Genomic DNA, 23405 nt, shown 5'->3' with positions numbered 1-23405 from the left:
CCGACAGTGTGCCGGGTCGTTCAGACCTCGAGCACCAGTTCACCCGCATCCGACAGCGAGAGTCGCCGGCCCGACGTCTCGCACCAGGAGATCAGCTCGTGCACGTCGGCGAAGTCGACGCCGTTCTGCACCACGGCGCGGACGAACTCGCCCTTGCCCTTCTTGTTGAAGTGGTTGAGGGCCCGCTTCACCCCGTCGGGTCCCGCACTCACCACGCGCACGAAGTACGACGACGGATGGCCCGCGGGAACCGGTCCGAGGTGCACATACGCCTCCGACCTCAGATCGAGCACCAGTTCGCCGCGGTGGGCCTCGAGCGCGGCCGACAGCGGGCCGGCCCAGGTGGCCTTGAGCGAGCCACCGTCCAGGCGCGAGTCGTGCGAGAGCCGGTAGGCCGGCAGCGGGTCGAGCGCGCCCACCAGCCCGAACAGGGCCGAGTGGATGCGCACGTGCCGGCCGGCGAAGTCGCGCGCCGGCGCGTCGAGCGTCGCCGCATCCAGGGCCTCGTAGAGCACGCCGGTGTACCGGTCGATGGCGGGCATGGTGGGTGAGGTCGCCAGGGCACGATTGCGCTCGATCTCGAAGGCCAGCTTCGGCCCGAGCTTCAGGCGCTTCATCGCCTCGTCGCGGTTGCGGGAGAGCTGTCGCACGCCCCTCACGACGGCACGCCGCGTGGCGGTGAGCTCGGGGTGCGCGAGGGCGCCGAGGTCGAGCGCGCCGCCGTCGCCGCCGTCGCGTTTGGTCTCGGAGGGAGGAAGCAGGAGGAGCACGACGGCCTTCCGGAAACGGCGAAGACCGCCGCCTCGCTCGTGAGGAGCGGTGCGGCGGTCTTCGACCTGAGTTGTCAGATCAGCGTGATTACTTGATCAGCTCGGCGTCGCGAGCCACGATCGTGACGGTGTCGTTCTCGACCGAGAGGAACCCGTCGTCGGCGCGCGCCACCAGGCGCTCACCGCTCGTGGCATTCACCCGAACCTCACCGGCGGCGAGGATGGCGAGCAGCGGCTCGTGACCGGCCAGGATGCCGATCTCGCCCTCGACCGTCTTGGCGACCACCATCGAGGCCTCGCCGGCCCAGATCTGCTTGTCGGCCGAGACGACGCTGACGTTGAGAGGAGCAGCCATGATCAGCCGTTCTCCTTCTGGATCTGAGCCCACTTCTCTTCGACGTCGGTGATCGGGCCGACGTTGAAGAACGCCTGCTCGGCCACGTGGTCGAACTCACCCTTGGTGATCGCGTCGAACGACTCGATCGTGTCTTTCAGCGGAACCGTCGAACCCTCGACACCGGTGAACTTCTTCGCCATGTAGGTGTTCTGCGAGAGGAACTGCTGGATGCGGCGGGCCCGCGACACGGTGATCTTGTCTTCCTCGGAGAGTTCGTCGACACCGAGGATGGCGATGATCTCCTGCAGTTCCTTGTTCTTCTGGAGGATCTGCTTCACGTTCGTCGCCACGCGGTAGTGGTCGGCGCCCAAGTAGCGGGGGTCCATGATGCGGCTGGTCGAGGTGAGCGGGTCGATGGCCGGGTAGAGCCCCTTCGACGCGATCTCACGCGACAGCTCGGTGGTCGCGTCGAGGTGCGCGAACGTGGTGGCCGGGGCCGGGTCGGTGTAGTCGTCGGCCGGCACGTAGATCGCCTGCAGCGAGGTGATCGAGTGGCCACGCGTCGACGTGATGCGCTCCTGGAGCACGCCCATCTCGTCGGCCAGGTTGGGCTGGTAGCCCACCGCCGACGGCATGCGGCCGAGCAGGGTGGAGACCTCGGAACCCGCCTGCGTGAAGCGGAAGATGTTGTCGATGAACAGCAGCACGTCCTGGTTCTGCACATCGCGGAAGTACTCCGCCATGGTCAGGGCTGACAGGGCCACACGAAGACGCGTTCCCGGCGGCTCGTCCATCTGGCCGAAGACGAGGGCGGTCTTGTCGAACACGCCCGCCTCCTCCATCTCGTGGATGAGGTCGTTGCCCTCACGGGTGCGCTCACCCACACCGGCGAACACCGACACTCCACCGTGGTCCTGCGCGACGCGCTGGATCATCTCCTGGATGAGCACCGTCTTGCCCACGCCGGCGCCACCGAACAGACCGATCTTTCCACCCAGCACGTACGGGGTGAGAAGGTCGATCGACTTGATGCCGGTCTCGAACAGCTGGGTCTTGGACTCGAGCTGGTCGAACGCCGGGGGCTTGCGGTGGATGGGCCACCGCTCGGTGATCTCGATCGTCTCGCCCGGGGCTGCGTTGAGCACCTCGCCGATGACGTTGAACACCTTGCCCTTGGTGACGTCGCCCACGGGAACCGAGATGGCGGCACCGGTGTCGCGCACGATCTGGCCGCGGACCAGGCCGTCGGTCGGGTTCAGGGCGATGGCGCGCACCAGGTCGTCACCGAGGTGCTGAGCGACCTCGAGGGTGATCTCGTTGGTGTGCTCACCCAGGGTGATGCTGGTCTTCAGTGCGTTGTAGACCTCGGGGATCGAGTCGTGCGGGAACTCGATGTCGACCACCGGGCCCGTGACGCGCGCAACACGGCCGACGCCCTGGGGCGCCTCCTCAGCCTGGACTGGCGCGATAGCGGTGTCAGTCATTGTGCTTTCTCTTTTCTTCGATGACTACTGGGTCGTCGATGACTACTTGGCGGAGGCCAGTGCGTCGGCCCCACCCACGATCTCGGAAATCTGCTGGGTGATCTCGGACTGACGGGCGTTGTTGGCCAGTCGGGTGTAGTCGCGGATCAGGTTGTCGGCGTTGTCGCTGGCCGACTTCATGGCCTTCTGACGTGCGGCGTGCTCGGCCGCGGCCGACTGCAGCATCGCGTTGAAGATGCGGCTCTCGACGTAGATCGGGAGCAGCGCGTCCAGCACGGTGGCGGCATCGGGTTCGAACTCGTACAGCGGGTACACCTCGCCGGTCGGCTCGGCGGGGGCCTCCCCCTCGACGATCTCGAGCGGGAGCAGGCGCACCACCTCGGGAACCTGGGAGACCATGCTCACGAAGCGGTTGTACACGAGGTGGATCTCGTCCACGCCGCCCTCTGCGTCGTCGAGGTTGTAGGCCGCGACGACCGCATCGGCGATCTCCTTGGCCGTCTCGAACTGCGGCTGGTCGGTTCCGCCGGTCCACGCCTTGGCCGCGGTGCGCTTGCGGAAGCTGAAGTAGCCCACCGCCTTGCGACCCACGAGGTAGTAGACGACGTTCTTGCCCTCGCTCCGGAGCAGCTCGGCGAGCTGCTCCGCCTCCTTCAGGATGGACGAGGAGAACGCACCCGCGAGACCGCGGTCGGAGGTGAAGATGACAATCGCCGCCGTGTCGAGCTTCTCGCGCTCGCTCGTGAGCGGGTGCTCCACGTTCGAGTAGGTCGCGACCGCCGAGACCGCACGCGTGATGGCTCGCGAGTACGGAGCCGAGGCGGCCACGCGCTGCTGCGCCTTCTGGATGCGCGAGGCGGAGATCAACTCCATCGCCCTCGTGATCTTCTTGGTCGTCTGGGCCGACTTGATCCTCGACCGGTAGACCCGAAGTTGAGCGCCCATGCTTAGCGGCGACCCTTCACGATCTTCTCCTGGCCGACGTCGCCCTTGTCGGTGGCGTCGAACTGCTCGCGGCCCACCGAGGCGAGCGGCTTGCCCTCACCCGTCTGGAACTCGAGCTTGAAGTCGTCGACGGCCTTCTCGAGGGCGGCCACCGTGTCGTCGCTCAGCACGTTCGTGTCGCGGAGCGTGGTGAGCACGTCGGTGGTGCGACCGAGGTAGTCGAGCAGCTCGGCCTCGAAGCGCAGGATGTCTTCGACCGGAACCTCGTCGAGCTTGCCGTTGGTGCCGGCCCAGATCGAGACGACCTGCTGCTCGACGGGGAACGGCGAGTACTGAGGCTGCTTGAGCAGCTCGGTGAGGCGGGCGCCTCGGGCGAGCTGACGGCGCGACGCCGCATCCAGGTCGGAGGCGAACATCGCGAAGGCCTCGAGCGAGCGGTACTGGGCGAGCTCCAGCTTGAGCGTGCCGGACACCTTCTTGATCGACTTGACCTGAGCGTCACCGCCGACTCGCGAGACCGAGATGCCCACGTCGACCGCCGGGCGCTGGTTGGCGTTGAAGAGGTCGGACTGCAGGAAGATCTGGCCGTCGGTGATCGAGATCACGTTGGTGGGGATGTACGCCGAGACGTCGTTCGCCTTGGTCTCGATGATGGGCAGACCCGTCATCGAACCGGCACCGAGCTCGTCGGACAGCTTGGCGCAACGCTCGAGCAGACGCGAGTGCAGGTAGAACACGTCGCCGGGGTACGCCTCGCGTCCCGGCGGACGACGCAGCAGCAGCGACACGGCGCGGTAGGCCTCGGCCTGCTTCGACAGGTCGTCGAAGATGATCAGCACGTGCTTGCCGCCGTACATCCAGTGCTGGCCGATGGCCGAGCCGGTGTAGGGGGCGAGGTACTTGAAGCCCGCGGGGTCGGAGGCCGGCGACGCCACGATGGTGGTGTACTCCATCGCTCCGGCGTCTTCGAGCGCGCCCTTCACCGAGGCGATGGTCGAACCCTTCTGGCCGATGGCGACGTAGATGCAGCGAACCTGCTTGTTCGTGTCGCCGGACTCCCAGTTGGCCTTCTGGTTGATGATCGTGTCGATCGCGATGGCCGTCTTACCGGTCTGGCGGTCGCCGATGATCAGCTGACGCTGGCCGCGGCCGATCGGGATCATGGCGTCGATGGCCTTGATACCGGTCTGCATCGGCTCATGCACGCTCTTGCGGGCCATGACGCCTGGCGCCTGCAGCTCGAGCTCGCGACGACCCTCGGAGGCGATCTCGCCCAGGCCGTCGATCGGGTTGCCCAGCGGGTCGACGACGCGACCGAGGTAGGCGTCGCCAACCGGCACGGAGAGCACCTCTCCGGTGCGGGTGACTTCCTGGCCCTCTTCGATGCCGGTGAACTCACCGAGCACGATGACGCCGATCTCGTTCTCGTCGAGGTTCTGGGCGAGGCCCAGGGTGCCGTCGGAGAAGCGGATCAGCTCGTTGGCCATGACTCCCGGGAGGCCCTCGACGTGTGCGATGCCGTCGGCGGCGTCGATGACGTGGCCGACCTCGGTCGTGGCGGCCTTGCCGGGCTCGTAGGCGGCGACGAAGTCTTTGAGAGCGTCGCGGATCTCATCGGGGCGGATCGTAAGTTCAGCCATCGTTTTCCCTTTTCTGATGGGGTATGCCCCCAAGCGTGTTCCTGGGCCCGCTTAGCCAGCGAGCTGAAGTCTCAATTCGTTGATGCGCGTCGACACGCTGCCGTCGATGACGTCGTCACCGATCTGCACGCGCACGCCGCCCACCACCGTGGGATCGATCACCTGGTTGACCTGCACCGGGCGGCCGTAGCTGCCGGTGAGGGTGCGCTCGAGCCGGGCGATGCGGTCGGCGCTGAGCGGAGAGGCCACCGTGACGGTGGCGACCCGTGAACCCGACTGGTCGGCCACGATCGTCGACGCGTAGCGGATGAGCTCGCCGATGCGGCGACCTCGGGGCTGCGTCACGAGCTGACGGGCGATGGCCACGGTCTCGGCCGAGGCGCGACCGCCGAGCAGACGCTCCACGAGGGCGCGCTTCTGGTCGGTGGAGCCGAGCTTGGAGCCGAGGGCCAACTCGAGCGAGGCGTTGCTCGTCACGGCCCGGCCGAACTCGAACAGCTCGGCGTCGATCGAGGCCTGCGGTGCGGCCGAGGAGGCCACGGCACGGATGCCGAGCTCCTCAATGCCTGCCAGCAGGTCTTTCTTCGACGACCAGCGGCTCGAGGCCACCGTGTCGAGCAGGTCGACCGTGGTGGCCGAGTAGCCCGCGCCGAACAGGCGGCGCACGAGCGCCGACTTGGCCGACGGGTCGACTCCCGGGTCGGAGAGGGCCCCGAGCAGGTGTGACGAATCACCGATGATCCGACCAGCGGCGAAGAGCTCTTCTCCCGTGGCCAGATCGACCGAGCCGGCCACGCCCGCGAGGCGGGCGTTGGCCGTGCTCAGTGCTTCTCTGGTCGCGCTACCCATGGTGCTACTTCTTTCCCGAGGTGTCGGCCTCGAGGTCGGCGAGGAAGCGGTCGACCAGGGCCGTCGCCTTCGCGTCGTCGGAGAGCGACTCGCCCACGACGCCCGAGGCGAGGTCGATGGCGAGCGAACCGACTTCGGAGCGCAGCGACACGAGGGCGGCCTGACGGTCGGCCTCGATCGCGACCTGCGCGTTCGCCTTGACGCGCTCGGCGTCGGTCTGGGCCTGAGCCTGGATCTCCGAGCCGATGCGCTGGGCGTCGACTCGGGCCTGCTCACGGATCTTCGCGGCCTCGGCACGGGCCTCGGCCAGCTGAGCGGTGTATAGCTGCAGAGCAGCCTCCGCCTCGCGCTGAGCCTCGTCGGCCTTCTCCATGTTGCCCTCGATGGCGGCGGACCGCTCGTCGAGGAGCTTCTTCATACGGGGAAGGACGAGCCTCCAGAAGAAGAAGAGGATGACGACGAAGCATACGAACGACCACAGGATGTCGTATGGCGCCGGGATCAGTGGATTGGTGCCCTCTTCGCCAGCAGCCAGAACGGCATTCAGCATTCCAGCCTCCTTATCGATCGAAGATGGGTTGTTAGGAGGTGAAGATGAAGTAGGTCGCGATACCGATGAACGCGAGCGCCTCGGTGAACGCGATACCGATGTACATCAGCACCTGGAGGCGGCCGGCGAGCTCGGGCTGGCGGGCGACGCCTTCGATGGTCTTGCCGACCACGATGCCCACGCCGATGGCGGGGCCGATTGCGGCGAGGCCGTAACCCATGGTCGCGACGTTGCCGGTGACCTCAGCGAGGATCGATACATCTGCCACGTTGTGTTCCCTTTCGTGATGGTGGTTCAGGCGGACGCCTGGACCGCTAGTGTTCCTCAGCCAGCGCGAGCTGGATGTAGACAGTGGTGAGAAGTGCGAAGACGTAGGCCTGCAGCACGGCGACGAGAACCTCGAAGAGCGTGAAGACGAAACCGAACGCCAGGGTGCCGACGCCGAACAGCGCGAAGAAGCCGCTGGTCTGGCTGGCGGTGAAGAAGAAGAACTGCGTGGCTGCGAAGAAGAGCACCAGCAGCAGGTGACCGACGACCATGTTCATCAGGAGTCGCAGGGTGAGCGTGATGGGCCGCAGCACGAAGGTCGAGACCAGCTCGATCGGCGTCACGATGATGTAGAGCACCTTGGGCACCCCGGGCGGGAACAGCGCGTTCTTGAAGAACGCACCCGGGTGCTTCTTGATGCCGGCGTACATGAACGCGAGCCAGGCGACGACCGCGAGCACCAGGGGCACACCGATCACCGACGTACCGGCGATGTTGAGCCCGGGGATGATGCCGGTGATGTTCATGAACAGCACCATGAAGAAGATGGTGGTGATCAGCGGCAGGAAGCGACGGCCGTCCTTCTTGCCGAGGAGGTCTTCCGCGATGTTGACGCGGGCGAAGTCCAGGCCCATCTCGACGATGGACTGGAAGCGACCGGGCACCACCTTCATGCGGCGCGTGCCGAGCCAGAAGATCAGGACGATCGCCAGCACCGCGAGGAAGCGGATGAGGACGATGCGGTTCATCTCGAACGGCGTGCCGGCGAAGAAGATCGCGTCGGGGAAGAACTCTTCGATGGACGGACCGTGGAAACCGCCGTCATCGGAGGTTGCCATGGGGGCTAGCAGGTGCACAGCGTTAGCTATCAGCGCTATCTCCTGTTCGGGGCGTGGAACTTTTCATAGTTCTCGCGACGACGAGCGGGTGGGAGGTGCTGTCTCCGAAAGCGAAAGCCAAACTGGTCACCGTGATGCGGAACCCATTGTGCGGAAGCCATTGTCGGACAGCGGAACGAACTTGTCTACCCTATCAATACTTAGGGCATCCTGACGAATCGTGCGGGCCTCACTGCTGCCCGGGAAGGCGCACGTCGGAGGCGTACGGCATGCGGCTCCTGGCCACCACCACCACATCCACCACGAGGGTTCCGATCACGGCCACCACGATGCTCAGGAAGAGCACCACGTCGTTGGTGAAGTCGGCTCCGCGCAGCAGCACCACCAGCACGATGAACAGCGCGAACTTGATGATCCACGAGCCCAGCACGATCACGAAGAACAGCGTCGTGTAGATCGGCGACGCCGTGTAGCGGTTGGCCACCAGGATGCTCCCGGCCGTGATCCCGGCGAACACCAGCACCATCACCGTGCCGATGAGGGCGCTGATCGCGCCGGTCCAGCCGTCGACGAGGTAGCCGACCACTCCCCCGACCACCGCGATCACCAGGGCGAGCACCGCATCCCATTTCAGGATGGTGGAGAACACCCCCGTCGAGGCCGGGGTGGGGTAGTTGCCGCGCGGAGCGGGCTCGTTGACGGTCACAGGGTCTCCTTGATGTCGTCGGCGGCCGCGTCCAGCGGGTCGTCGCCGGCTATGGCTCGGGCTTCGTAGGTGCCCGCGTCGGCGGACTGGGCGGCGATCTCGCGGCGCTTGGCGCGACCGAGCGGCGACAGGGTCACCACGGTGCACACCACGACGCCCACGCCGATGAAGACGAAGGCCGGCCAGTACGGGTCGAGCACGAAGAACAACAGGCAGCCGACCGAGATCACCGTCGTCCAGCCGTAGAAGATGAGCACGGCGTGCAGGTGGGTGTGACCCATGTCGAGCAGGCGGTGGTGCAGGTGCTTGCGGTCGGCGCTGAACGGGCTCTTGCCCGCCCGGAGCCGCCGGATGACCGCGAGGCTGAAGTCCAGCAGCGGGATCACCAGGATGGCGAACGGCAGCAGGATGGGGATGAACGCGGGCAGCAGCTCCGAACGCCCGAGCTGGGCCGGATCGACCTGGCCGGTGACGGCGATGGCGCTGGTGGCCATCAGGAGCCCCACGAGCAGGGCGCCGGCGTCGCCCATGAACAGTTTCGCCGGATGGAAGTTCAGCGGCAGGAAGCCCGCGCAGGCGCCGATCAGCACCGCCGTGATGAGCGAGGCGAGGTTGAAGTAGTCGGTGGGCGAGGTGTCCTGCGCGAGCAGGTAGCTGTAGATGAAGAACACGCCGTTGGCGATCAGCGCCACGCCGGCCACCAGGCCGTCCAGGCCGTCGATGAAGTTGATGGCGTTCATCACCAGCACCACCGCGAGGATGGTGATGATCAGCGACATGGTCGACGAGCCGATGGTGCGGCCGCCGATCGGCAGCGACAGGATCTGCACGCCCTGCCAGGCGAGCAGGCCCGCCGCGAGGATCTGCCCGGCGAGCTTGGTGAGCCAGTCGAGATCCCAGATGTCGTCGGCCACGCCGATCAGAACGATGATCAGGGCGGCGCCGAGGATGGCCCAGACCTTGCCCGGCTCGGCGAACACCAGCCGGAACCAGCTGATCTGCGAGGCCACCGCGATGGCCACGATCACGCCGAGGAACATGGCGATGCCGCCGAGCCGGGGCGTCGGCCGGGTGTGCACGTCGCGCTCACGGATCTTCGGATAGAGCCGGAAACGGTGGCTCAGCTTGTAGATCACCCAGGTCAGGCCGAAGGTGACCACCATCGAGACGAGGGCGACGAGGAGGTAGAACCGCACGTCAGCTGCCGGGCTCGGCCGTCAGGAGGTCGCCGACGACCTCGCGGAGCCGCTCGTCGGACACGGCCCCACGACGCACCACGGTGATCGAGCCGTCGGGCCGCGTAGCGTCGACGATGGTGGAGGCCACGGCGTCGAGCCGATCTCCCCCGTCGAGGTACACCGACACGCTCGAGCCGAGCATCTCCTCGGCGGCGGCGGCCGTGGTGGCCGCGGCGACCCCGGTGAGGTTGGCGCTGGAGACGGCCAGCGGGCCCGTGTCGGCGAGGAGGGCGAGCGCGATCGGGTCGTCGGGCATCCGGAGCGCCACGGTGCCGCCGGTGTCGCCGAGGTCCCACGCGAGCGACGGGGTCGCCCGCAGGATGATGGTGAGCCCACCGGGCCAGAACGCGTCGACCAGGTCGCGCGCCGACTGCGGGATGCCGGTGGCGAGCGCGTCGAGCGTGGGCGAGCCGGGGATCAGCACCGGGGGCGGCGACTGCCGCGTGCGGCCCTTCGCGTCGAGCAGGCGCTGCACCGCACGGGGCTGGAAGGCGTCGGCGGCGACGCCGTAGACCGTGTCGGTGGGGATGACGACGAGCTCGCCGCGGCCGATCGCCGAACGGGCCAGCCGCATGCCGGTGAGGAGCTCCGCGGGCACGGAGCAGTCGTGAATGGAAGACATCTCACCCCATGATAGCCGGGCCGCCGTGGCGGCTCCGGGACGACCCGCTCAGCGCTTGGGAACGCGCCCGCGGCCGAAGATCAGCCACAGGATGGAGCCCAGGATCGACAGGAAGAACGCCACGAGGATCCAGACGAACTTGCCCAGGCCGCTGTGGTTGGGGTTGCGCACGATCGACACCACCGTGACGATGAAGACGATCAGACCGATGAGGCCGAAACTGAAGCTGACGGGTTCCATACCGGAATCCTAGCGAGAGGTCAGCGGATGGCGGTGGTCGCCCGGTCGCGGCCGGTGAGATCGCGGTGCGTGGCCACGGCGCGCCAGCCGTCGGCCTCGAGCAGGGCGCGCATCGACGGGCCCTGCAGGTCGCCGTGCTCGATCACCAGGCTGCCACCGGTTCGCAGCAGCCGCCGTGCGGTGGCCGAGACCGCGCGCACCACGTCGAGGCCGTCCTCTCCCCCGTAGAGCGCGTGCTCGGGGTCGTGCAGGCGCACCTCGGGGTCGCGGGGAATCGCGCCGAGTGGGATGTAGGGCGGGTTGGAGGCCACCACGTCGACCGTGCCGTCGAGCTCCGGCAGCGCGTCGGCGAGGTCGATGAAGGCCACCCGGGCGTTCTCGGCGCCCACCGAGCGGAAGTTCTGCTTCGCCCAGATGAAGGCCGCCGTGGAGTTCTCCACCGCCACCACCTCGGCGTGCGGCACCTCCGTGGCCAGGGCCAGGGCGATGGCACCGCTCCCGGTGCCCAGGTCGACGGCCAGCGGATGCGCGCCGTCGGCGGGCACCACGGCGCGCAGTGCGTCGATCGCGAGCCCCGCGACGAACTCCGTCTCGGGCCGCGGCACGAACACCCCGGGGCCCACGGCCAGCTCGAGCGAGCGGAACCAGGCGACTCCGGTGATGTGCTGCAGCGGCTCGCGCGCAGCGCGGCGCTCGACCGCCTCGGTGATGGCGACGGTCTCTTCGGCGCCGAGCGGCGCATCCGTCACCACCAGCGACTGCACCCGGCCGCGCGAGGCGCCGAGCACGTGGCCGATGAGCAGCTCGGCGTCGATCTCGGCGTCGAGGACGCCGCTGGCCGCCAGGATGGCCGTGGAGCGCTCGAAGAGCGATCGCACGGTCACCTGCGGCGCGGTCATGGTGTCGGCGAGACTCACGGCCGGGTCACTCGTCGGAGCCGATGGCGGCGAGGCGGGCCTCCTCGTCGGCCGCGATGGCCGACTGGATGATGGGCTCGAGTGCGCCGTCCATCACCTGGTCGAGGTTGTAGGCCTTGTAGCCGGTGCGGTGGTCCGCGATGCGGTTCTCGGGGTAGTTGTAGGTGCGGATGCGCTCGGAGCGGTCGACCGAGCGGATCTGGCTCTTGCGCGCGGCACTCGCCTCCGCATCGAGCTCCTCCTGCTGCTTGGCCAGGATGCGCGCGCGCAGCACGCGCATGCCGGCCTCACGGTTCTGCAGCTGGCTCTTCTCGTTCTGCATCGACACCACGATGCCCGTGGGCAGGTGGGTGATGCGCACGGCGGAGTCGGTGGTGTTCACCGACTGACCGCCGGGGCCAGAGGAGCGGAACACGTCGATCTTGAGGTCGTTGGGGCTGATCTCGACCTCTTCGGGCTCGTCGACCTCGGGGAAGACGAGAACACCGGCGGCGGAGGTGTGGATGCGGCCCTGCGACTCGGTGGCCGGCACGCGCTGGACGCGGTGCACGCCGCCCTCGTACTTCAGGTGCGCCCAGACGCCCTCGGCGGGGTCGGTCGACTTGCCCTTGACGGCGACCTGCACGTCTTTGTAGCCGCCGAGATCGCTCTCGGTGCGCTCGAGGAGCTCGGTCTTCCAGCCCTTGGACTCGGCGTAGTGCAGGTACATGCGCAGCAGGTCGGCGACGAAGAGCATGCTCTCGGCGCCGCCCTCGCCGCCCTTGATCTCCATGATCACGTCGCGGGCGTCATCCGGGTCGCGCGGGATGAGCAGTCGCCGGAGCTTCTCCTCGTTCTCGGCGAGCACGGCCTCCAGGCTCGGGATCTCCTCGGCGAACGCCTCGTCCTCCGCGGCCAGCTCGCGGGCGGCCTCGAGGTCTTCGACGTTCTTCGCCCAGGCGGCGTGCGCGGCCACGATGCGGCTGAGCTCGGCGTAGCGGCGGTTGACGCGCTTGGAGCGCGCCGGATCGCTGTGGAGCTCCGGATCGGAGAGCTGCTGCTGCAGGTCGTCGTGTTCGGCCTGCAGCGCAGCGACTGACTCGAACATCACTCGCCCTTGTGGCCGTACCCGTTGTGCGAGGAGCCGTTGTGTCCGGTGCTGTGGCCCTGGGCGGGAGCCGGCATCGACTTCTGCACCTGCATCAGGAACTCCACGTTCGAGGAGGTCTCCTTCAGCCGGCCGAGCACGATCTCCAGCGCCTGCTGCTGGTCGACACCGGCGAGGGCGCGACGCAGCTTCCAGGTGATCTTGGTCTCGTCGGCGCCCATCAGCAGCTCCTCGCGGCGGGTGCTCGACGCGTTCACGTCGACCGCGGGGAAGATGCGCTTGTCGGCGAGCTGGCGCGAGAGGCGGAGCTCGGAGTTGCCGGTGCCCTTGAACTCCTCGAAGATCACCTCGTCCATCTTCGAGCCGGTCTCCACCAGCGCGGTGGCGAGGATCGTGAGCGATCCGCCGTTCTCGATGTTGCGCGCGGCTCCGAAGAAGCGCTTCGGCGGGTACAGCGCCGAGGCGTCGACACCGCCAGAGAGGATGCGGCCCGAGGCCGGCGACGCGAGGTTGTACGCGCGGCCGAGGCGGGTGATCGAGTCCAGCAGCACCACCACGTCGTGACCGAGCTCCACCAGGCGCTTGGCGCGCTCGATGGCGAGCTCGGCGACGGTGGTGTGGTCTTCGGCGGGGCGGTCGAAGGTCGAGGCGATGACCTCGCCCTTGACCGTGCGCTGCATGTCGGTGACCTCTTCGGGCCGCTCGTCGACCAGCACCACCATGAGGTGCACCTCGGGGTTGTTGGTCGAGATCGCGTTGGCGATCTGCTGCAGCACGATGGTCTTGCCGGCCTTGGGGGGCGCGACGATGAGGCCGCGCTGGCCCTTGCCGATGGGGGCGACCAGGTCGATGATGCGCTGGGTCAGCTTGCCGGGCTCGGTCTCCAGGCGCAGGCGCTCCTGCGGGTAGAGCGGGGTGAGCTTGCCGAACTCCACGCGGTTCTGCGCCTCGTCGACGGGCAGGCCGTTGATCGACTCGATGCGCACGATGGCGTTGTACTTCTGGCGGCCGTTGGAGTCGCCCTCCCGCGGCTGGCGGATGGAGCCGACGACGGCGTCACCCTTGCGCAGGTTGTACTTCTTCACCTGGCCGAGCGAGACGTAGACGTCGCTGTTGCCCGGCAGGTAGCCGCTGGTGCGCACGAAGGCGTAGTTGTCGAGGATGTCGAGGATGCCGGCCACCGGGATGAGCACGTCGTCCTCGGAGATCTCGGGCTCGATCTCGTCGCCACCGGTCTGGCCGCGGCGCTTGCGGTCGCGGTAGCGGTTGCGGGCGCCCCGGTCGCTGCGGTCGCCCAGCTCGTCGGCGCGACGGTCGTCGGCCTCCTGCTGCTTGCGGTCGGCGGCCTGCTGACGCTCGTTGCGGTCGTTCTGCGCGGCGCGGTCGTTCTGGTTGCTGCGCTCGTTCTGCGCAGCCCGGTCGTTCTGGTTGCGATCGTTCTGCGCGCGGTCGTTCTGCGCGTTGCGGTCGTTCTGGTTGCCGTCGTTCTGGCCGCGACCGTTCTGCGCGCCATTGTTCTGGCCGTTGTTGTTCTGGCCGTTGCCGTTCTGCGCGCCATTGTTCTGGCTGTTGTTGTTCTGGCCGTTGCCGTTCTGCGCGCCGTTGCTCTGGCCGTCGGTGTTCTCGGCGCCGTTGTTGCCTCCGCGGTTGCGGCGGTTGCGGCCGCGGCCTCGGCCCTCACGGGGAGCCTGCTCCGACTGCTCGCCCTCGCTGCGGGGCTCGTCGCCCTGCTCGGTGCGGGTCTCCGGCGTCGCGTCGACGGGGAGGATCGGCGCCTCGGGCGTCTCGTGATTGGCGTGGCCGCCGGCGGGAACCCGCTCGGTGCTGGCCCGCTCGGCGGTGACGCGCTCGGTGCTCACCCGGCGCGAGCGGCGCTTGGGAGACACGGGGCCTTCCGGCAGCTCGATCTCGTCGAGCTGGGTGGGAGCGCTGTCGGCCACGGGAGCCTGGCGGAGCAACTCGTCGGGAACGATGGGCAGGTCGGCGGCGGCGTCGCCGGCGACTCCCCGGTCGGCGGCGGCCGCAGCCGGCGCCTGCTCGGCGGGAGCCGGCTCGGCAGCGGGAGCCTGCCCGGCCGAGGCCGGTTCGGCCGGGGCCTGCTCGATCGGGGCCTGCCGGACGGCCGGAGCCGCCTCGGCGGGGGCCTCGACCGGCAGGTCGAGCACGGCGGCGGTGGCGGCGGGCAGCTCGGCGCCCTCCCGCACCCGCCGGATGGCCTCGATGAGGTCGCCCTTGCGGAGCTTCGAGGCACCGGCCATGCCGAGGCCGGCCGCGATGGCCTGCAGCTCGGAGACCTTGAGCGTTGACAGCTCGGGAGTGGTGTTGACGTCAGTCACGGAGTTCGTGGTCCTTCCCCTGCGGCGCGAGAGGCCAGGCAGAGAACTGTCCGCAGAAGGGGGACGCATCAACCAGCGAGACTCGACTGCGAAGCAGTGCGACTCAACACGGGCCGGATACGTCTCTGCACGCGGCAGCAAATGATTGGGAGAATTGCACCGGGACGGGATTCAGAAGCCCAACAAGAAACTGAGCGTCAGTTCTGTTCCTCCGGGTGCGTCACCACTGTAGCACCTTTGAAGTCCACGGCCAGGACGAGCGATTGCCAGGGTGTCGCGGCCTTCTCCGCGACCAGTTCCGCGGCGGCGAGACGCTGCCCGGGGTCGCTGCAGAGCACCAGGATGCTCGGCCCGGCTCCCGAGACGACGGCCGGGAAGCCCTCGGCCCGGAGTGCCTGGATGAGCCGATCGGTCTCGGGCATCGCGCTCGCCCGGTAGCTCTGGTGCAGCTTGTCCTCCGTTGCAGCGAGCAGCAGCTCGGGGCTCTGGATGAGCGCCGCGATCAGCAGCGTCGACCGGGAGACGTTGAAGATGGCGTCGGCGTGCGGCACCGACTCCGGCTGGAGGCTCCTGGCCAGGGCGGTCGACATCGTCTCGTGCGGCACGAGCACCAGCGGCGAGACCCCGCGGTGCACGATGAGCTTCTTGTGCTGCGGACCCTCGGGGGTGACCCAGGCGATGGTGAGACCGCCGAACAGGGCGGGGGCCACGTTGTCGGGGTGGCCCTCGAGCTCGGTGGCGAGGGCGAGCAGCTTCGCGGCGTCGATCTCGACGGTTCCCTCGAGCAGGCCCTTCGCGGCCATGATGCCCGAGACGATCGCCGCACCCGAGGAGCCGAGCCCCCGCCCGTGCGGGATGACGTTGTGCGCCTCGAGGTGGAGGTTCGGCAGCGCGAGCCCGAAGGCCGCGAACGTGTGCGCGATCGCCCGCACCACGAGGTTCGACTCGTCCGTCGGCACCTCGCCGGCGCCCACACCGTGCACGTCGACGTACACGCCCGTCTCGGGGCGCACGGTGACGGTCAGCTCGTCGTAGAGGGCGAGCGCGAGGCCGAGCGTGTCGAAACCGGGGCCGAGGTTCGCCGTGGTGGCCGGAACGCGCACGGTGGCGCGGCGGCCCACCGGGGGCAGCTCGGGCGCGATCGCGGTCACTGGGCGGCCTTGACGAGCCCGAGCACCCCGGCCACCTCGGCGGCGTCGACGGGCACCACGGTGGGCTTCACCTCTCCGCCGTCGGCGGTGCGGAGCGCCCACTGCGGGTCTTTCAGGCCGTGACCGGTGACGGTGATCACGACGGTGGCGCCGGCGGGGATGACGCCCGCCTCCGAGCGCTCCAGCAGACCGGCCACACCGATCGCGGAGGCGGGCTCCACGAACACGCCCACCTCGGCCGAGAGCAGCCGGTGCGCCGTGAGGATGTCGTCGTCGGAGATGGCGCCGAAGTAGCCGTCGGTGGCCTCGCGGGCGGCGATCGCGAGCTCCCACGACGCCGGGTTGCCGATGCGGATGGCACTGGCGATGGTGTCGGGGTGCTTGACGATCTCGCCCAGCACGATCGGCGCGCTGCCGGCGGCCTGGAACCCGAACATCCGCGGCAGCCTGGTGGTGACGCCGCGCTCGAGCTCCTCGGTGTAGCCGCGGGAGTAGGCGGTGTAGTTGCCCGCGTTGCCCACCGGCAGCAGGTGGAAGTCGGGCGCATCCTGCAGCACCTCGACCACCTCGTAGGCCGCCGTCTTCTGGCCGGCGATGCGGTCGGGGTTGACCGAGTTCACCAGGTGCACGGGGTAGTTCGCCGAGAGGTCGCGCGCGAGGTCGAGGCAGTCGTCGAAGTTGCCCTGCACCTGGATGAGCTGGGCGTTGTGGGCGATGGCCTGGCTGAGCTTGCCGAGCGCGATCTTGCCCTCGGGCACGAGCACGGCGGCGGTGATGCCGGCGTGCGTGGCGTAGGCGGCCGCCGAGGCCGAGGTGTTGCCGGTCGAGGCGCAGATGACGGCCTTGGCGCCGTGCTCGACGGCCTTGGAGATGGCCATGGTCATGCCGCGGTCTTTGAAGGAGCCCGTGGGGTTCATGCCCTCGTACTTGATGTACACCTTCGCGCCGGTGCGAGCGGACAGGGCCGGGGCCGGGATGAGCGGCGTGCCGCCCTCGCCGAGCGTGACCACGGGGGTCGCCTCGGTGATGCCGAGCCGGTCGGCGTACTCGTGGAGAACTCCGCGCCACTGCCGTGACTCGATACCGCGGGACGGGATGCGGGGGGTGCTGTCGGCCACTAGGGCGTGTCTCCTTCAACTCGTAGCACTGACTCGACCCGAACGACGGCGTCGTGGGCCGAGACAGCGGCCACGGTGGCAGCCAGGGCGGCCTCGGTGGCTTCGTGCGTGATGATCACAAGGGTAGCGGTGAGCGGCTGATCGCCCGACCGGCCCGCCGCGGCACTGGCCACGGTCTGCTGCAACGCCTCGACCGAGACGCCGTGCTCGCTGAACAGGCCGGCGATCTGGGCCAGCACACCCGGCTTGTCGGTGACGACGAGGGTGAGCTGGTAGCGCGTGGTGACCGAGCCGATGCCGAACACGGGCAGGTTCGCGTGCACCGACTCCCCCACGCCCGGGCCGCCGGCCACGTGGCGGCGCGCGGCCGACACCAGGTCGCCGAGCACCGCCGAGGCGGTCTCGGTTCCGCCGGCGCCGGCCCCGTAGAACATCAGGTCGCCGGCGGCCTCCGCCTGCACGAACACGGCGTTCTTGGCGTCGTGCACGGCGGCGAGCGGATGACGCCGGCTGATCAACGCGGGATGCACACGGGCGACGACGCCCTCCACCCCGGTCTCGGGGTCGGTCAGCCGCTCGCAGATGGCGAGCAGCTTCACCACGAATCCGGCCTTCTCGGCCGCGACCACCTGCGCGGCGGTGACCGTCGTCATGCCTTCGCGGTGCACGGACTCCACCGGAACGGCGGTGTGGAAGGCGAGGCTGGCGAGGATGGCCGCCTTCTGGGCCGCGTCGTAGCCCTCCACGTCGGCGGTGGGGTCGGCTTCGGCGTAGCCGAGCTCGGTGGCCACGGCCAGGGCGTTCTCGAAGCTGTCGCCCTGCACGTCCATCCGGTCGAGGATGAAGTTGGTGGTGCCGTTCACGATGCCCATCACGCGGCGCACCCGGTCGCCCGCGAGCGAGTCGCGCAGCGGCCTGATGATCGGGATGGCGCCGCCCGCCGCCGCCTCGTAGTAGAGCTGCGCGCCCACCTGCTCCGCCGCCGCGAACAGCTCGGGGCCGTGCGTGGCCAGCAGGGCCTTGTTGCCCGTCACCACGTCGGCGCCGGAGTTAATGGCGGCGAGGATGTACTCGCGGGCCGGCTCGATGCCGCCCATCAACTCGATCACGACGTCGGCCGACTGGATGAGGGTGTGGGCGTCGGTGGTGAGGAGCTCCCGCGGGATGTCGACATCCCGCTTCGCATCGACGTCGCGCACGGCCACGCCCACGAGCTCGAGCCCGGCGCCCACCCGCGCGGCCAGCTCGTCGCCGTGCTCGAGCAGCAGCCGGGCCACCTGTGATCCGACGGAACCGGCGCCGAGGAGCGCGATGCGGAGGTTGCGGTATTCGATCATCGGGCGTCTCCGGAGTAGGCGGCGTCGCGCGCCAGCAGGTCGTGCTCGGTCTCGCGACGGACGAGCAGGCGGGCCTCGCCGTCGGCCACGGCCACCATGGCCGGGCGCGTGAGGTAGTTGTAGTTGCTCGAGAGCGAGAAGCAGTAGGCGCCCGTGGCCGGAACGGCCACCAGGTCTCCTGGCCGCACGTCGCCGGGCAGGTAGTCGGCGTTCACCACGATGTCGCCGCTCTCGCAGTGCTTGCCGGCGACGCGGACGAGGGCGGGGTCCGCATCCGTCGACCGGCTCGCGATGCGCACCGAGTAGTCGGCGCCGTAGAGGGCCGTGCGCGCGTTGTCGCTCATGCCGCCGTCGACGCTCACGTAGCGGCGCACCACCTCGTCGGCGCCCGAGCCGCCGGTGCCCGGCTCGTCGGGAACCGTGACCAGCACGTCTTTGATCGTGCCCACCTCGTAGAGGGTGGCTCCGGCCGGGCCCACGACCGAGCGGCCGGGCTCGAAGGCCAGGGCGGGCACCGGGATGCCCAGGCGCGCGCACTCCCGGGCCACCGAGCCCACGATGGCCGCCGCGAGCTCGGCCACGGGGGTGGGGTCGTCGGCCGAGGTGTAGGCGATGCCGAAGCCGCCGCCGAGGTTGAGGCCGGGCACCTCTCCCTGCGCCAGCAGCTGGGCGTGCACCTCGAGCAGCCGGGCCGCCGACTCGGCGAACCCGTCGGAGCCGAAGATCTGCGAGCCGATGTGGCAGTGCAGGCCGAGGAAGCGCAGGGAGTCGTGCGAGCGGATGGCGGCGGTGTACTCGGCGGCCTGGTCGAGCCGCACGCCGAACTTCTGGTCTTCGTGGGCGGTGGCCAGGAAGTCGTGGGTGTGCGCGTGCACGCCGCTGTTCACGCGCAGGCGCACCGGCTGCACGCGGTCGTGCCGGGCGGCGGCCTCGGCCACGCGCTCGATCTCGATCGCGCTGTCGATCACGATCACACCGATGCCGGCCGCGACGGCCCGGTCGATCTCGGCCACCGACTTGTTGTTGCCGTGCAGGCCCAGCCGGCCGGCGTCGACGCCCGCCGCGAGGGCCACCGCGAGCTCACCGCCGGAGCACACGTCGATCCAGAGGCCCTCCTCGGCCATCCAGCGCGCCACCTCGATGGTGAGCAGCGCCTTCGCCGCGTAGTACACGGTGGCGGTGCTGCCGGCCGCGGCGGCCTCGGCGGAGAAGGCGTCGCGGATGCCGCGGGCGCGGGAACGGGCATCCGCTTCGTCGACGACGTAGAGCGGGGTGCCGAAACGGCCGGCGAGTGCCGAGGCGGGGATGCCGGCGAACTCGATCTCGCCCGAGGCTGCCCGGCGCGCGTTCTGCGACCAGACAGCCGGGTCGAGGGCGTTGGCATCGGCCGGGAGGCCCAGCCACGCGGGGGCGATGGGGCTGACGGTCATGGGTGGATCCCTTTGTGCTGGAGGATCGACTGCCGCGGCCGGATGGCCCGGCGTCGGTCGTGGCGGCTGCCGCGGAGCGGGACAGGGGGCGAGCGGACCTGGCTTGGTCCCTGAAGCCGTCGGCGGGGCATGCACACCCGCACGTGCACACGATCCTAGCGGGTGGCGGCGTCGGGCCGCGCGGGCCGGTGCGCGCCGGCTACGGGCAGGTGCCGAGCGTGCGGAGGCTGTCCTCGCCCACCACGAAGTCGCTCGCGGTGAGCACCACCGTGGCCTGCTGCGGTGCGACGTCGAACGACTGCACCGAGACACCCTGCGGGAGGTACTGCGCGACGCACACCGTGATGGGATCGCTCGCCACACCCTGCAGGGCTCCACCGAGGTCGAGGGTGCTGCCGCCCTGGGTGAGCTCGGCGCCCTGGGGCTGGATGACCACGTCGGTGCCGGAGGCCGTCACCTCACCGGTGACGCGGTAGCCGATCGGCACCCCGAACAGTTCCAGGCTGCCCTCGTACGACACGTCGCCGTCGCCGAGCGCGAGGGTCGCGTCGCCGGGCAGCGTGATCACGGAGTCGACCGCGTCCTGGTCGAGCGTCACCTGGGCCCGGATGTCGCCCACCGGCTTCGTGAGATCGGTGGGCACCCCGGTCGCCACCACGTGCGCCGCGATCGGCACTCCCTGCACCGTCAGCGACGGCGCGTCGAGGGTGACCTCGTCGAGCGACCCGCCGAGCACCTGGGCGAGGAACGAGAAACCACCGATCGACACCGCGACGTCGCCCTCGACGTTGTCGGGCAGCTGCTGCTCGATCTGCGACTCCGCCTGGCCCTGGGCGTAGGCGCGGAGCGCCACGTCGGCCACCACCACCAGCACCGCGAGCACCACCACGATGCCGACGAGCCACCACACCCAGCGCCGCCGCCGCGGCTCGGCAGCGGGCACGGTGTCGTAAGCCTGGGTGCTCATGCCCCCATCCTGCCCGGTCCCGCCCGCCACCGGGAGCTACATGCGGTCGGGGGCCGAGACGCCGAGCAGGTCGAGGCCGTTGCGGATGACCTGGCCGGTGGCGTCGTTCAGCCACAGCCGGGTTCCGTGCACCGGCGCGATCGCCTCGTCGCCGAACGGCAGCACGCGGCAGGCGTCGTACCAGCGGTGATAGTACCCGGCCAGCTCTTCGAGGTAGCGGGCCACGCGGTGCGGCTCGCGGAGCTCGGCCGCGTGGGCGACCACCCGCGGGAACTCCTGCAGCGCGCCGAGCAGCGCCGTCTCGGTGGGGTGCACGAGCAGCCCCGGCTCGAAGTCGGCGCGGGTCACGCCGGCCTCGGCCGCGTTGCGCGCCACCGAGCGGGTGCGGGCGTGGGCGTACTGCACGTAGAAGACGGGGTTGTCGTTGGTGCGTGAACGCAGCTTCTCGCCCTCGAGCGAGAGCGGCGAGTCGGCCGGGTAGCGCCCCAGCCAGTAGCGCAGCGCATCGGCACCGAGCCAGGCGAGCAGGTCGTCGAGCTCGATGATGTTGCCGGCACGCTTGGACAGCTTCGCGCCGTTGAGGTTCACCAGCTGACCGATCAGCACCGTGAGCGTGTCGGGGTCGTCGCCGGCCGCGGCGGCGAGGGCCTTCAGGCGCCCCACGTAGCCGTGGTGGTCGGCTCCCAGCAGGTAGATCTTCTCCCCGAAACCGCGATCCTTCTTGCTGAGGTAGTAGGCCGCATCGGCCGCGAAGTACGTCACCACGCCGTTGCCCCGGGTGAGCACGCGGTCTTTGTCGTCGCCGAAGTCGGTGGTGCGCACCCACACGGCGTCGTCGGCCTCGAAGACGTGGCCCTCGGCGCGCAGCCGCGCCTCGGCGTCGTCGATGGCGGTGAGGCCGGAAGCGGCATCCGGGGCATGCAGCGTGCGCTCGGAGAAGAACACGTCGAAGTGCACGTGGAAGTTCTCCAGCGACTGCTTGATCTCGGCGAGCTGGTACTCGTAGGCGAGGTCGCGGGCAAGGCCCAGCGCCTCGTCCTCCGGCTTGGCGAGCAGGTCGGGCACGGCCTCGAGCACGCGCTGGGCCAGGGTCTGGATGTAGGCGCCCGGGTAGCCCTTCTCGGGCGTGGGCTCGCCCTTCGCGGCGGCCAGCACCGAGAGGCCGAAGGTGTCCATCTGGCTGCCGGCGTCGTTGATGTAGTACTCGGTGGTGACCTCGGCCCCGGATGCGCGGAGCACCCGCGCGATCGAGTCGCCGAGAGCGGCCCACCGGGTGTGCCCGATGTGCAGCGGGCCGGTGGGGTTGGCCGAGACGAACTCCATGTTGATCACGTGCCCGGCGAGCACCTCGTTACGGCCGAACGCCTCGCCGGCGTCGACGATGGAGCGGGCGATCTCACCGGCCGCCGCGGTGTCCAACGTGATGTTGATGAAGCCGGGGCCGGCCACGTCGACGCTCGAGACGCCGTCGATGCGCTGGATCAGCGGAGCCAACTCCAACGCGAAGTCGCGCGGGTTGGTGCCGAGACGCTTCGCGAGCTTCATCGCGATGTTCGAAGCCCAGTCGCCGTGATCGCGGTTGCGGGGGCGCTCGAGCGCGGCATCCGACTCGGTGATCGACACGTCGGGCACGGCGGCGAGACGGTCGCTCACGATGGCGAAGAGAGCGGCGGCGAGGGCTTCAGGAGTCACGGCGAACGATTCTACGCCCGCGCCGCCCGACGCCCCGCCAGAGGCCGGGCCCGGCGCCCGGCAGCGGGATCAGCCGAGCTGCACGAGCCGGTCGATGTCGTCGTTCGGCAGCACGTCGACCACGGCGCCCACCTCGAGGCGATCCAGGCGCAGGAAGCCCCCGTGGTTGGTGAGGAAGGCGGTGTCGGAGGCGTCGCGACCGGTCGCGATACGCAGCAGCGAGTCGCGCGGCGCCAGAGTGGTGGCGTCGACCACCTGCCAGGCGTCGTCGACGTAGGCCTCGGCCACCGCGTGGAAATCCATCGGCGAGAGCCCGGGCGCATAGACCGACACCAGGCGGGCCGGGACGTCGAGCGCGCGCAGCAGGGCGATCACGAGGTGCGCGTAATCGCGGCAGACGCCCTGACGCAGCAGCAGCGTCTGCACGGCCCCGTCGGTGGGCGCGCTGGAACCCGGCACGTAGCGGAGCTCGGCGCCCACCCAGGAACTCACCGCCGCGAGCAGGTCACGACCCTCCAGGCCCCGGAACTCCCCCTGCGCCGTGGGCAGCAGGGTGTCGCTCTCGCAGTAGCGACTCGGCCGCAGGTACCGGATGAGGTCGACGGTCTCGACCGGCGCCGGCACCGACCGGCCCTCGACCACGGCCTCGTAGCGGGCCGAGAAACTGCCGGCCGACACGTCGAACACGTGCAGGCGCGTGCCGTGCTGATCCAGCACGGTCTCGAAGTCGACCGGGGCGCCGTCGAGACGGTACTCGACCGACTCGCTCACGAGCGACGCGCCCTCGGCGGCGGCGATGGAGAACACGACGGTGGTGGGCCGGTCGATGGTGGAATCGATGGCCGCGAAGACGGAACGCTGCATGGTCTGATCCTCACACGAC

The 23405-nt window shown here is 69.5% G+C and carries 23 protein-coding genes; all 23 read right to left on the bottom strand.

What is annotated here, in order from left to right; translation table 11 throughout:
• Positions 1 to 20: 20 nt before the first annotated feature.
• Positions 21 to 770 carry a YaaA family protein gene (locus tag ACEXOR_RS09115; RefSeq protein WP_374849275.1) on the bottom strand — a complete coding sequence of 250 codons (750 nt, stop codon included), beginning with the start codon at positions 768 to 770 and terminating at the stop codon, positions 21 to 23.
• Between the two features lie 88 nt (positions 771 to 858).
• The gene (locus ACEXOR_RS09110; protein ID WP_374849274.1) at positions 859 to 1125 is read right to left on the bottom strand and encodes a F0F1 ATP synthase subunit epsilon; all 267 of its coding nucleotides are present in this window, start codon (positions 1123 to 1125) and stop codon (positions 859 to 861) included.
• A gap of 2 nt (positions 1126 to 1127) precedes the next feature.
• The gene (gene atpD, locus ACEXOR_RS09105; RefSeq protein ID WP_374849272.1) at positions 1128 to 2591 is read right to left on the bottom strand and encodes a F0F1 ATP synthase subunit beta; all 1464 of its coding nucleotides are present in this window, start codon (positions 2589 to 2591) and stop codon (positions 1128 to 1130) included.
• 42 nt (positions 2592 to 2633) lie between these two features.
• Positions 2634 to 3536: a F0F1 ATP synthase subunit gamma gene (locus tag ACEXOR_RS09100; protein ID WP_374849271.1), complete on the bottom strand. Its 903-nt coding sequence runs from the start codon at positions 3534 to 3536 to the stop codon at positions 2634 to 2636.
• A 2-nt stretch (positions 3537 to 3538) separates the two neighbouring features.
• On the bottom strand, positions 3539 to 5176 hold the full coding sequence (atpA, locus tag ACEXOR_RS09095; protein WP_374849269.1) for a F0F1 ATP synthase subunit alpha: 1638 nt from the start codon (positions 5174 to 5176) through the stop codon (positions 3539 to 3541).
• Between the two features lie 51 nt (positions 5177 to 5227).
• The gene (locus tag ACEXOR_RS09090; protein WP_374849268.1) at positions 5228 to 6025 is read right to left on the bottom strand and encodes a F0F1 ATP synthase subunit delta; all 798 of its coding nucleotides are present in this window, start codon (positions 6023 to 6025) and stop codon (positions 5228 to 5230) included.
• Between the two features lie 4 nt (positions 6026 to 6029).
• The gene (locus tag ACEXOR_RS09085) at positions 6030 to 6575 is read right to left on the bottom strand and encodes a F0F1 ATP synthase subunit B (RefSeq protein ID WP_374849266.1); all 546 of its coding nucleotides are present in this window, start codon (positions 6573 to 6575) and stop codon (positions 6030 to 6032) included.
• A 31-nt stretch (positions 6576 to 6606) separates the two neighbouring features.
• Positions 6607 to 6795, bottom strand: coding sequence for an ATP synthase F0 subunit C (gene atpE, locus ACEXOR_RS09080; RefSeq protein ID WP_173181709.1), 189 nt, complete (start codon positions 6793 to 6795; stop codon positions 6607 to 6609).
• 94 nt (positions 6796 to 6889) lie between these two features.
• Positions 6890 to 7681, bottom strand: a complete 792-nt coding sequence (atpB, locus tag ACEXOR_RS09075) for a F0F1 ATP synthase subunit A (protein ID WP_374849265.1) — start codon at positions 7679 to 7681, stop codon at positions 6890 to 6892.
• Positions 7682 to 7910: 229 nt separating this feature from the next.
• The gene (locus ACEXOR_RS09070; protein WP_374849264.1) at positions 7911 to 8387 is read right to left on the bottom strand and encodes a Cg1360 family ATP-synthase-associated protein; all 477 of its coding nucleotides are present in this window, start codon (positions 8385 to 8387) and stop codon (positions 7911 to 7913) included.
• A complete protein-coding gene (locus tag ACEXOR_RS09065) occupies positions 8384 to 9583 on the bottom strand; it encodes an MraY family glycosyltransferase (protein WP_374849263.1) in 1200 nt (399 codons plus the stop codon). The genes ACEXOR_RS09070 and ACEXOR_RS09065 overlap by 4 nt, the downstream gene beginning before the upstream one ends.
• 1 nt (position 9584) lies before the next feature.
• Entirely contained in the window at positions 9585 to 10247 is a 663-nt protein-coding gene (locus ACEXOR_RS09060; RefSeq protein ID WP_374849262.1) for an L-threonylcarbamoyladenylate synthase, read from the bottom strand.
• Positions 10248 to 10295: 48 nt separating this feature from the next.
• Positions 10296 to 10487 carry a PLDc N-terminal domain-containing protein gene (locus ACEXOR_RS09055; protein WP_374849261.1) on the bottom strand — a complete coding sequence of 64 codons (192 nt, stop codon included), beginning with the start codon at positions 10485 to 10487 and terminating at the stop codon, positions 10296 to 10298.
• Between the two features lie 20 nt (positions 10488 to 10507).
• Positions 10508 to 11386, bottom strand: coding sequence for a peptide chain release factor N(5)-glutamine methyltransferase (prmC, locus tag ACEXOR_RS09050; protein WP_374849610.1), 879 nt, complete (start codon positions 11384 to 11386; stop codon positions 10508 to 10510).
• Between the two features lie 25 nt (positions 11387 to 11411).
• Complete coding sequence (prfA, locus tag ACEXOR_RS09045) at positions 11412 to 12491, bottom strand: peptide chain release factor 1 (RefSeq protein WP_374849260.1); 1080 nt, start codon at positions 12489 to 12491, stop codon at positions 11412 to 11414.
• Positions 12491 to 14827, bottom strand: coding sequence for a transcription termination factor Rho (gene rho / locus ACEXOR_RS09040; protein ID WP_374849259.1), 2337 nt, complete (start codon positions 14825 to 14827; stop codon positions 12491 to 12493). Before rho ends, prfA begins: the two co-directional genes overlap by 1 nt.
• Before the next feature lie 197 nt (positions 14828 to 15024).
• Positions 15025 to 15978 carry a homoserine kinase gene (thrB, locus tag ACEXOR_RS09035; protein WP_374849258.1) on the bottom strand — a complete coding sequence of 318 codons (954 nt, stop codon included), beginning with the start codon at positions 15976 to 15978 and terminating at the stop codon, positions 15025 to 15027.
• The gene (thrC, locus tag ACEXOR_RS09030) at positions 15975 to 17096 is read right to left on the bottom strand and encodes a threonine synthase (protein ID WP_374849257.1); all 1122 of its coding nucleotides are present in this window, start codon (positions 17094 to 17096) and stop codon (positions 15975 to 15977) included. The genes thrB and thrC overlap by 4 nt, the downstream gene beginning before the upstream one ends.
• Entirely contained in the window at positions 17096 to 18433 is a 1338-nt protein-coding gene (locus tag ACEXOR_RS09025) for a homoserine dehydrogenase (protein ID WP_374849256.1), read from the bottom strand. Before ACEXOR_RS09025 ends, thrC begins: the two co-directional genes overlap by 1 nt.
• Positions 18430 to 19863, bottom strand: coding sequence for a diaminopimelate decarboxylase (gene lysA / locus ACEXOR_RS09020; RefSeq protein WP_374849255.1), 1434 nt, complete (start codon positions 19861 to 19863; stop codon positions 18430 to 18432). The genes ACEXOR_RS09025 and lysA overlap by 4 nt, the downstream gene beginning before the upstream one ends.
• Positions 19864 to 20062: 199 nt before the next feature.
• Positions 20063 to 20830 carry an LmeA family phospholipid-binding protein gene (locus ACEXOR_RS09015; RefSeq protein WP_374849254.1) on the bottom strand — a complete coding sequence of 256 codons (768 nt, stop codon included), beginning with the start codon at positions 20828 to 20830 and terminating at the stop codon, positions 20063 to 20065.
• Between the two features lie 36 nt (positions 20831 to 20866).
• Entirely contained in the window at positions 20867 to 22522 is a 1656-nt protein-coding gene (gene argS, locus ACEXOR_RS09010) for an arginine--tRNA ligase (protein ID WP_374849253.1), read from the bottom strand.
• Between the two features lie 69 nt (positions 22523 to 22591).
• Positions 22592 to 23386: a transglutaminase-like domain-containing protein gene (locus ACEXOR_RS09005; protein WP_374849252.1), complete on the bottom strand. Its 795-nt coding sequence runs from the start codon at positions 23384 to 23386 to the stop codon at positions 22592 to 22594.
• Positions 23387 to 23405 lie beyond the last annotated feature (19 nt).

Origin of the sequence: Herbiconiux liangxiaofengii (assembly GCF_041927335.1) — a bacterium.
GTDB classification, from domain to species: Bacteria; Actinomycetota; Actinomycetes; order Actinomycetales; family Microbacteriaceae; genus Herbiconiux; species Herbiconiux liangxiaofengii.
Note: the sequence above shows the minus strand (reverse complement) of the source record. Positions and strands in the feature narration are given on the sequence as shown.

Bases quoted from the DNA above. Each gene is read 5' to 3' on its own strand.
- ACEXOR_RS09110 (WP_374849274.1), bottom strand. From the start codon at position 1,125: ATGGCTGCTCCTCTCAACGTCAGCGTCGTCTCGGCCGACAAGCAGATC.
- prmC (WP_374849610.1), bottom strand. From the start codon at position 11,386: ATGACCGCGCCGCAGGTGACCGTGCGATCGCTCTTCGAGCGCTCCACG.
- ACEXOR_RS09060 (WP_374849262.1), bottom strand. From the start codon at position 10,247: ATGTCTTCCATTCACGACTGCTCCGTGCCCGCGGAGCTCCTCACCGGC.
- ACEXOR_RS09085 (WP_374849266.1), bottom strand. From the start codon at position 6,575: ATGCTGAATGCCGTTCTGGCTGCTGGCGAAGAGGGCACCAATCCACTG.
- atpB (WP_374849265.1), bottom strand. From the start codon at position 7,681: ATGGCAACCTCCGATGACGGCGGTTTCCACGGTCCGTCCATCGAAGAG.
- atpD (WP_374849272.1), bottom strand. From the start codon at position 2,591: ATGACTGACACCGCTATCGCGCCAGTCCAGGCTGAGGAGGCGCCCCAG.
- ACEXOR_RS09100 (WP_374849271.1), bottom strand. From the start codon at position 3,536: ATGGGCGCTCAACTTCGGGTCTACCGGTCGAGGATCAAGTCGGCCCAG.
- ACEXOR_RS09015 (WP_374849254.1), bottom strand. From the start codon at position 20,830: ATGAGCACCCAGGCTTACGACACCGTGCCCGCTGCCGAGCCGCGGCGG.
- ACEXOR_RS09055 (WP_374849261.1), bottom strand. From the start codon at position 10,487: ATGGAACCCGTCAGCTTCAGTTTCGGCCTCATCGGTCTGATCGTCTTC.
- ACEXOR_RS09005 (WP_374849252.1), bottom strand. From the start codon at position 23,386: ATGCAGCGTTCCGTCTTCGCGGCCATCGATTCCACCATCGACCGGCCC.
- atpA (WP_374849269.1), bottom strand. From the start codon at position 5,176: ATGGCTGAACTTACGATCCGCCCCGATGAGATCCGCGACGCTCTCAAA.
- atpE (WP_173181709.1), bottom strand. From the start codon at position 6,795: ATGGGTTACGGCCTCGCCGCAATCGGCCCCGCCATCGGCGTGGGCATC.
- prfA (WP_374849260.1), bottom strand. From the start codon at position 12,491: ATGTTCGAGTCAGTCGCTGCGCTGCAGGCCGAACACGACGACCTGCAG.
- ACEXOR_RS09025 (WP_374849256.1), bottom strand. From the start codon at position 18,433: ATGATCGAATACCGCAACCTCCGCATCGCGCTCCTCGGCGCCGGTTCC.
- lysA (WP_374849255.1), bottom strand. From the start codon at position 19,863: ATGACCGTCAGCCCCATCGCCCCCGCGTGGCTGGGCCTCCCGGCCGAT.
- ACEXOR_RS09090 (WP_374849268.1), bottom strand. From the start codon at position 6,025: ATGGGTAGCGCGACCAGAGAAGCACTGAGCACGGCCAACGCCCGCCTC.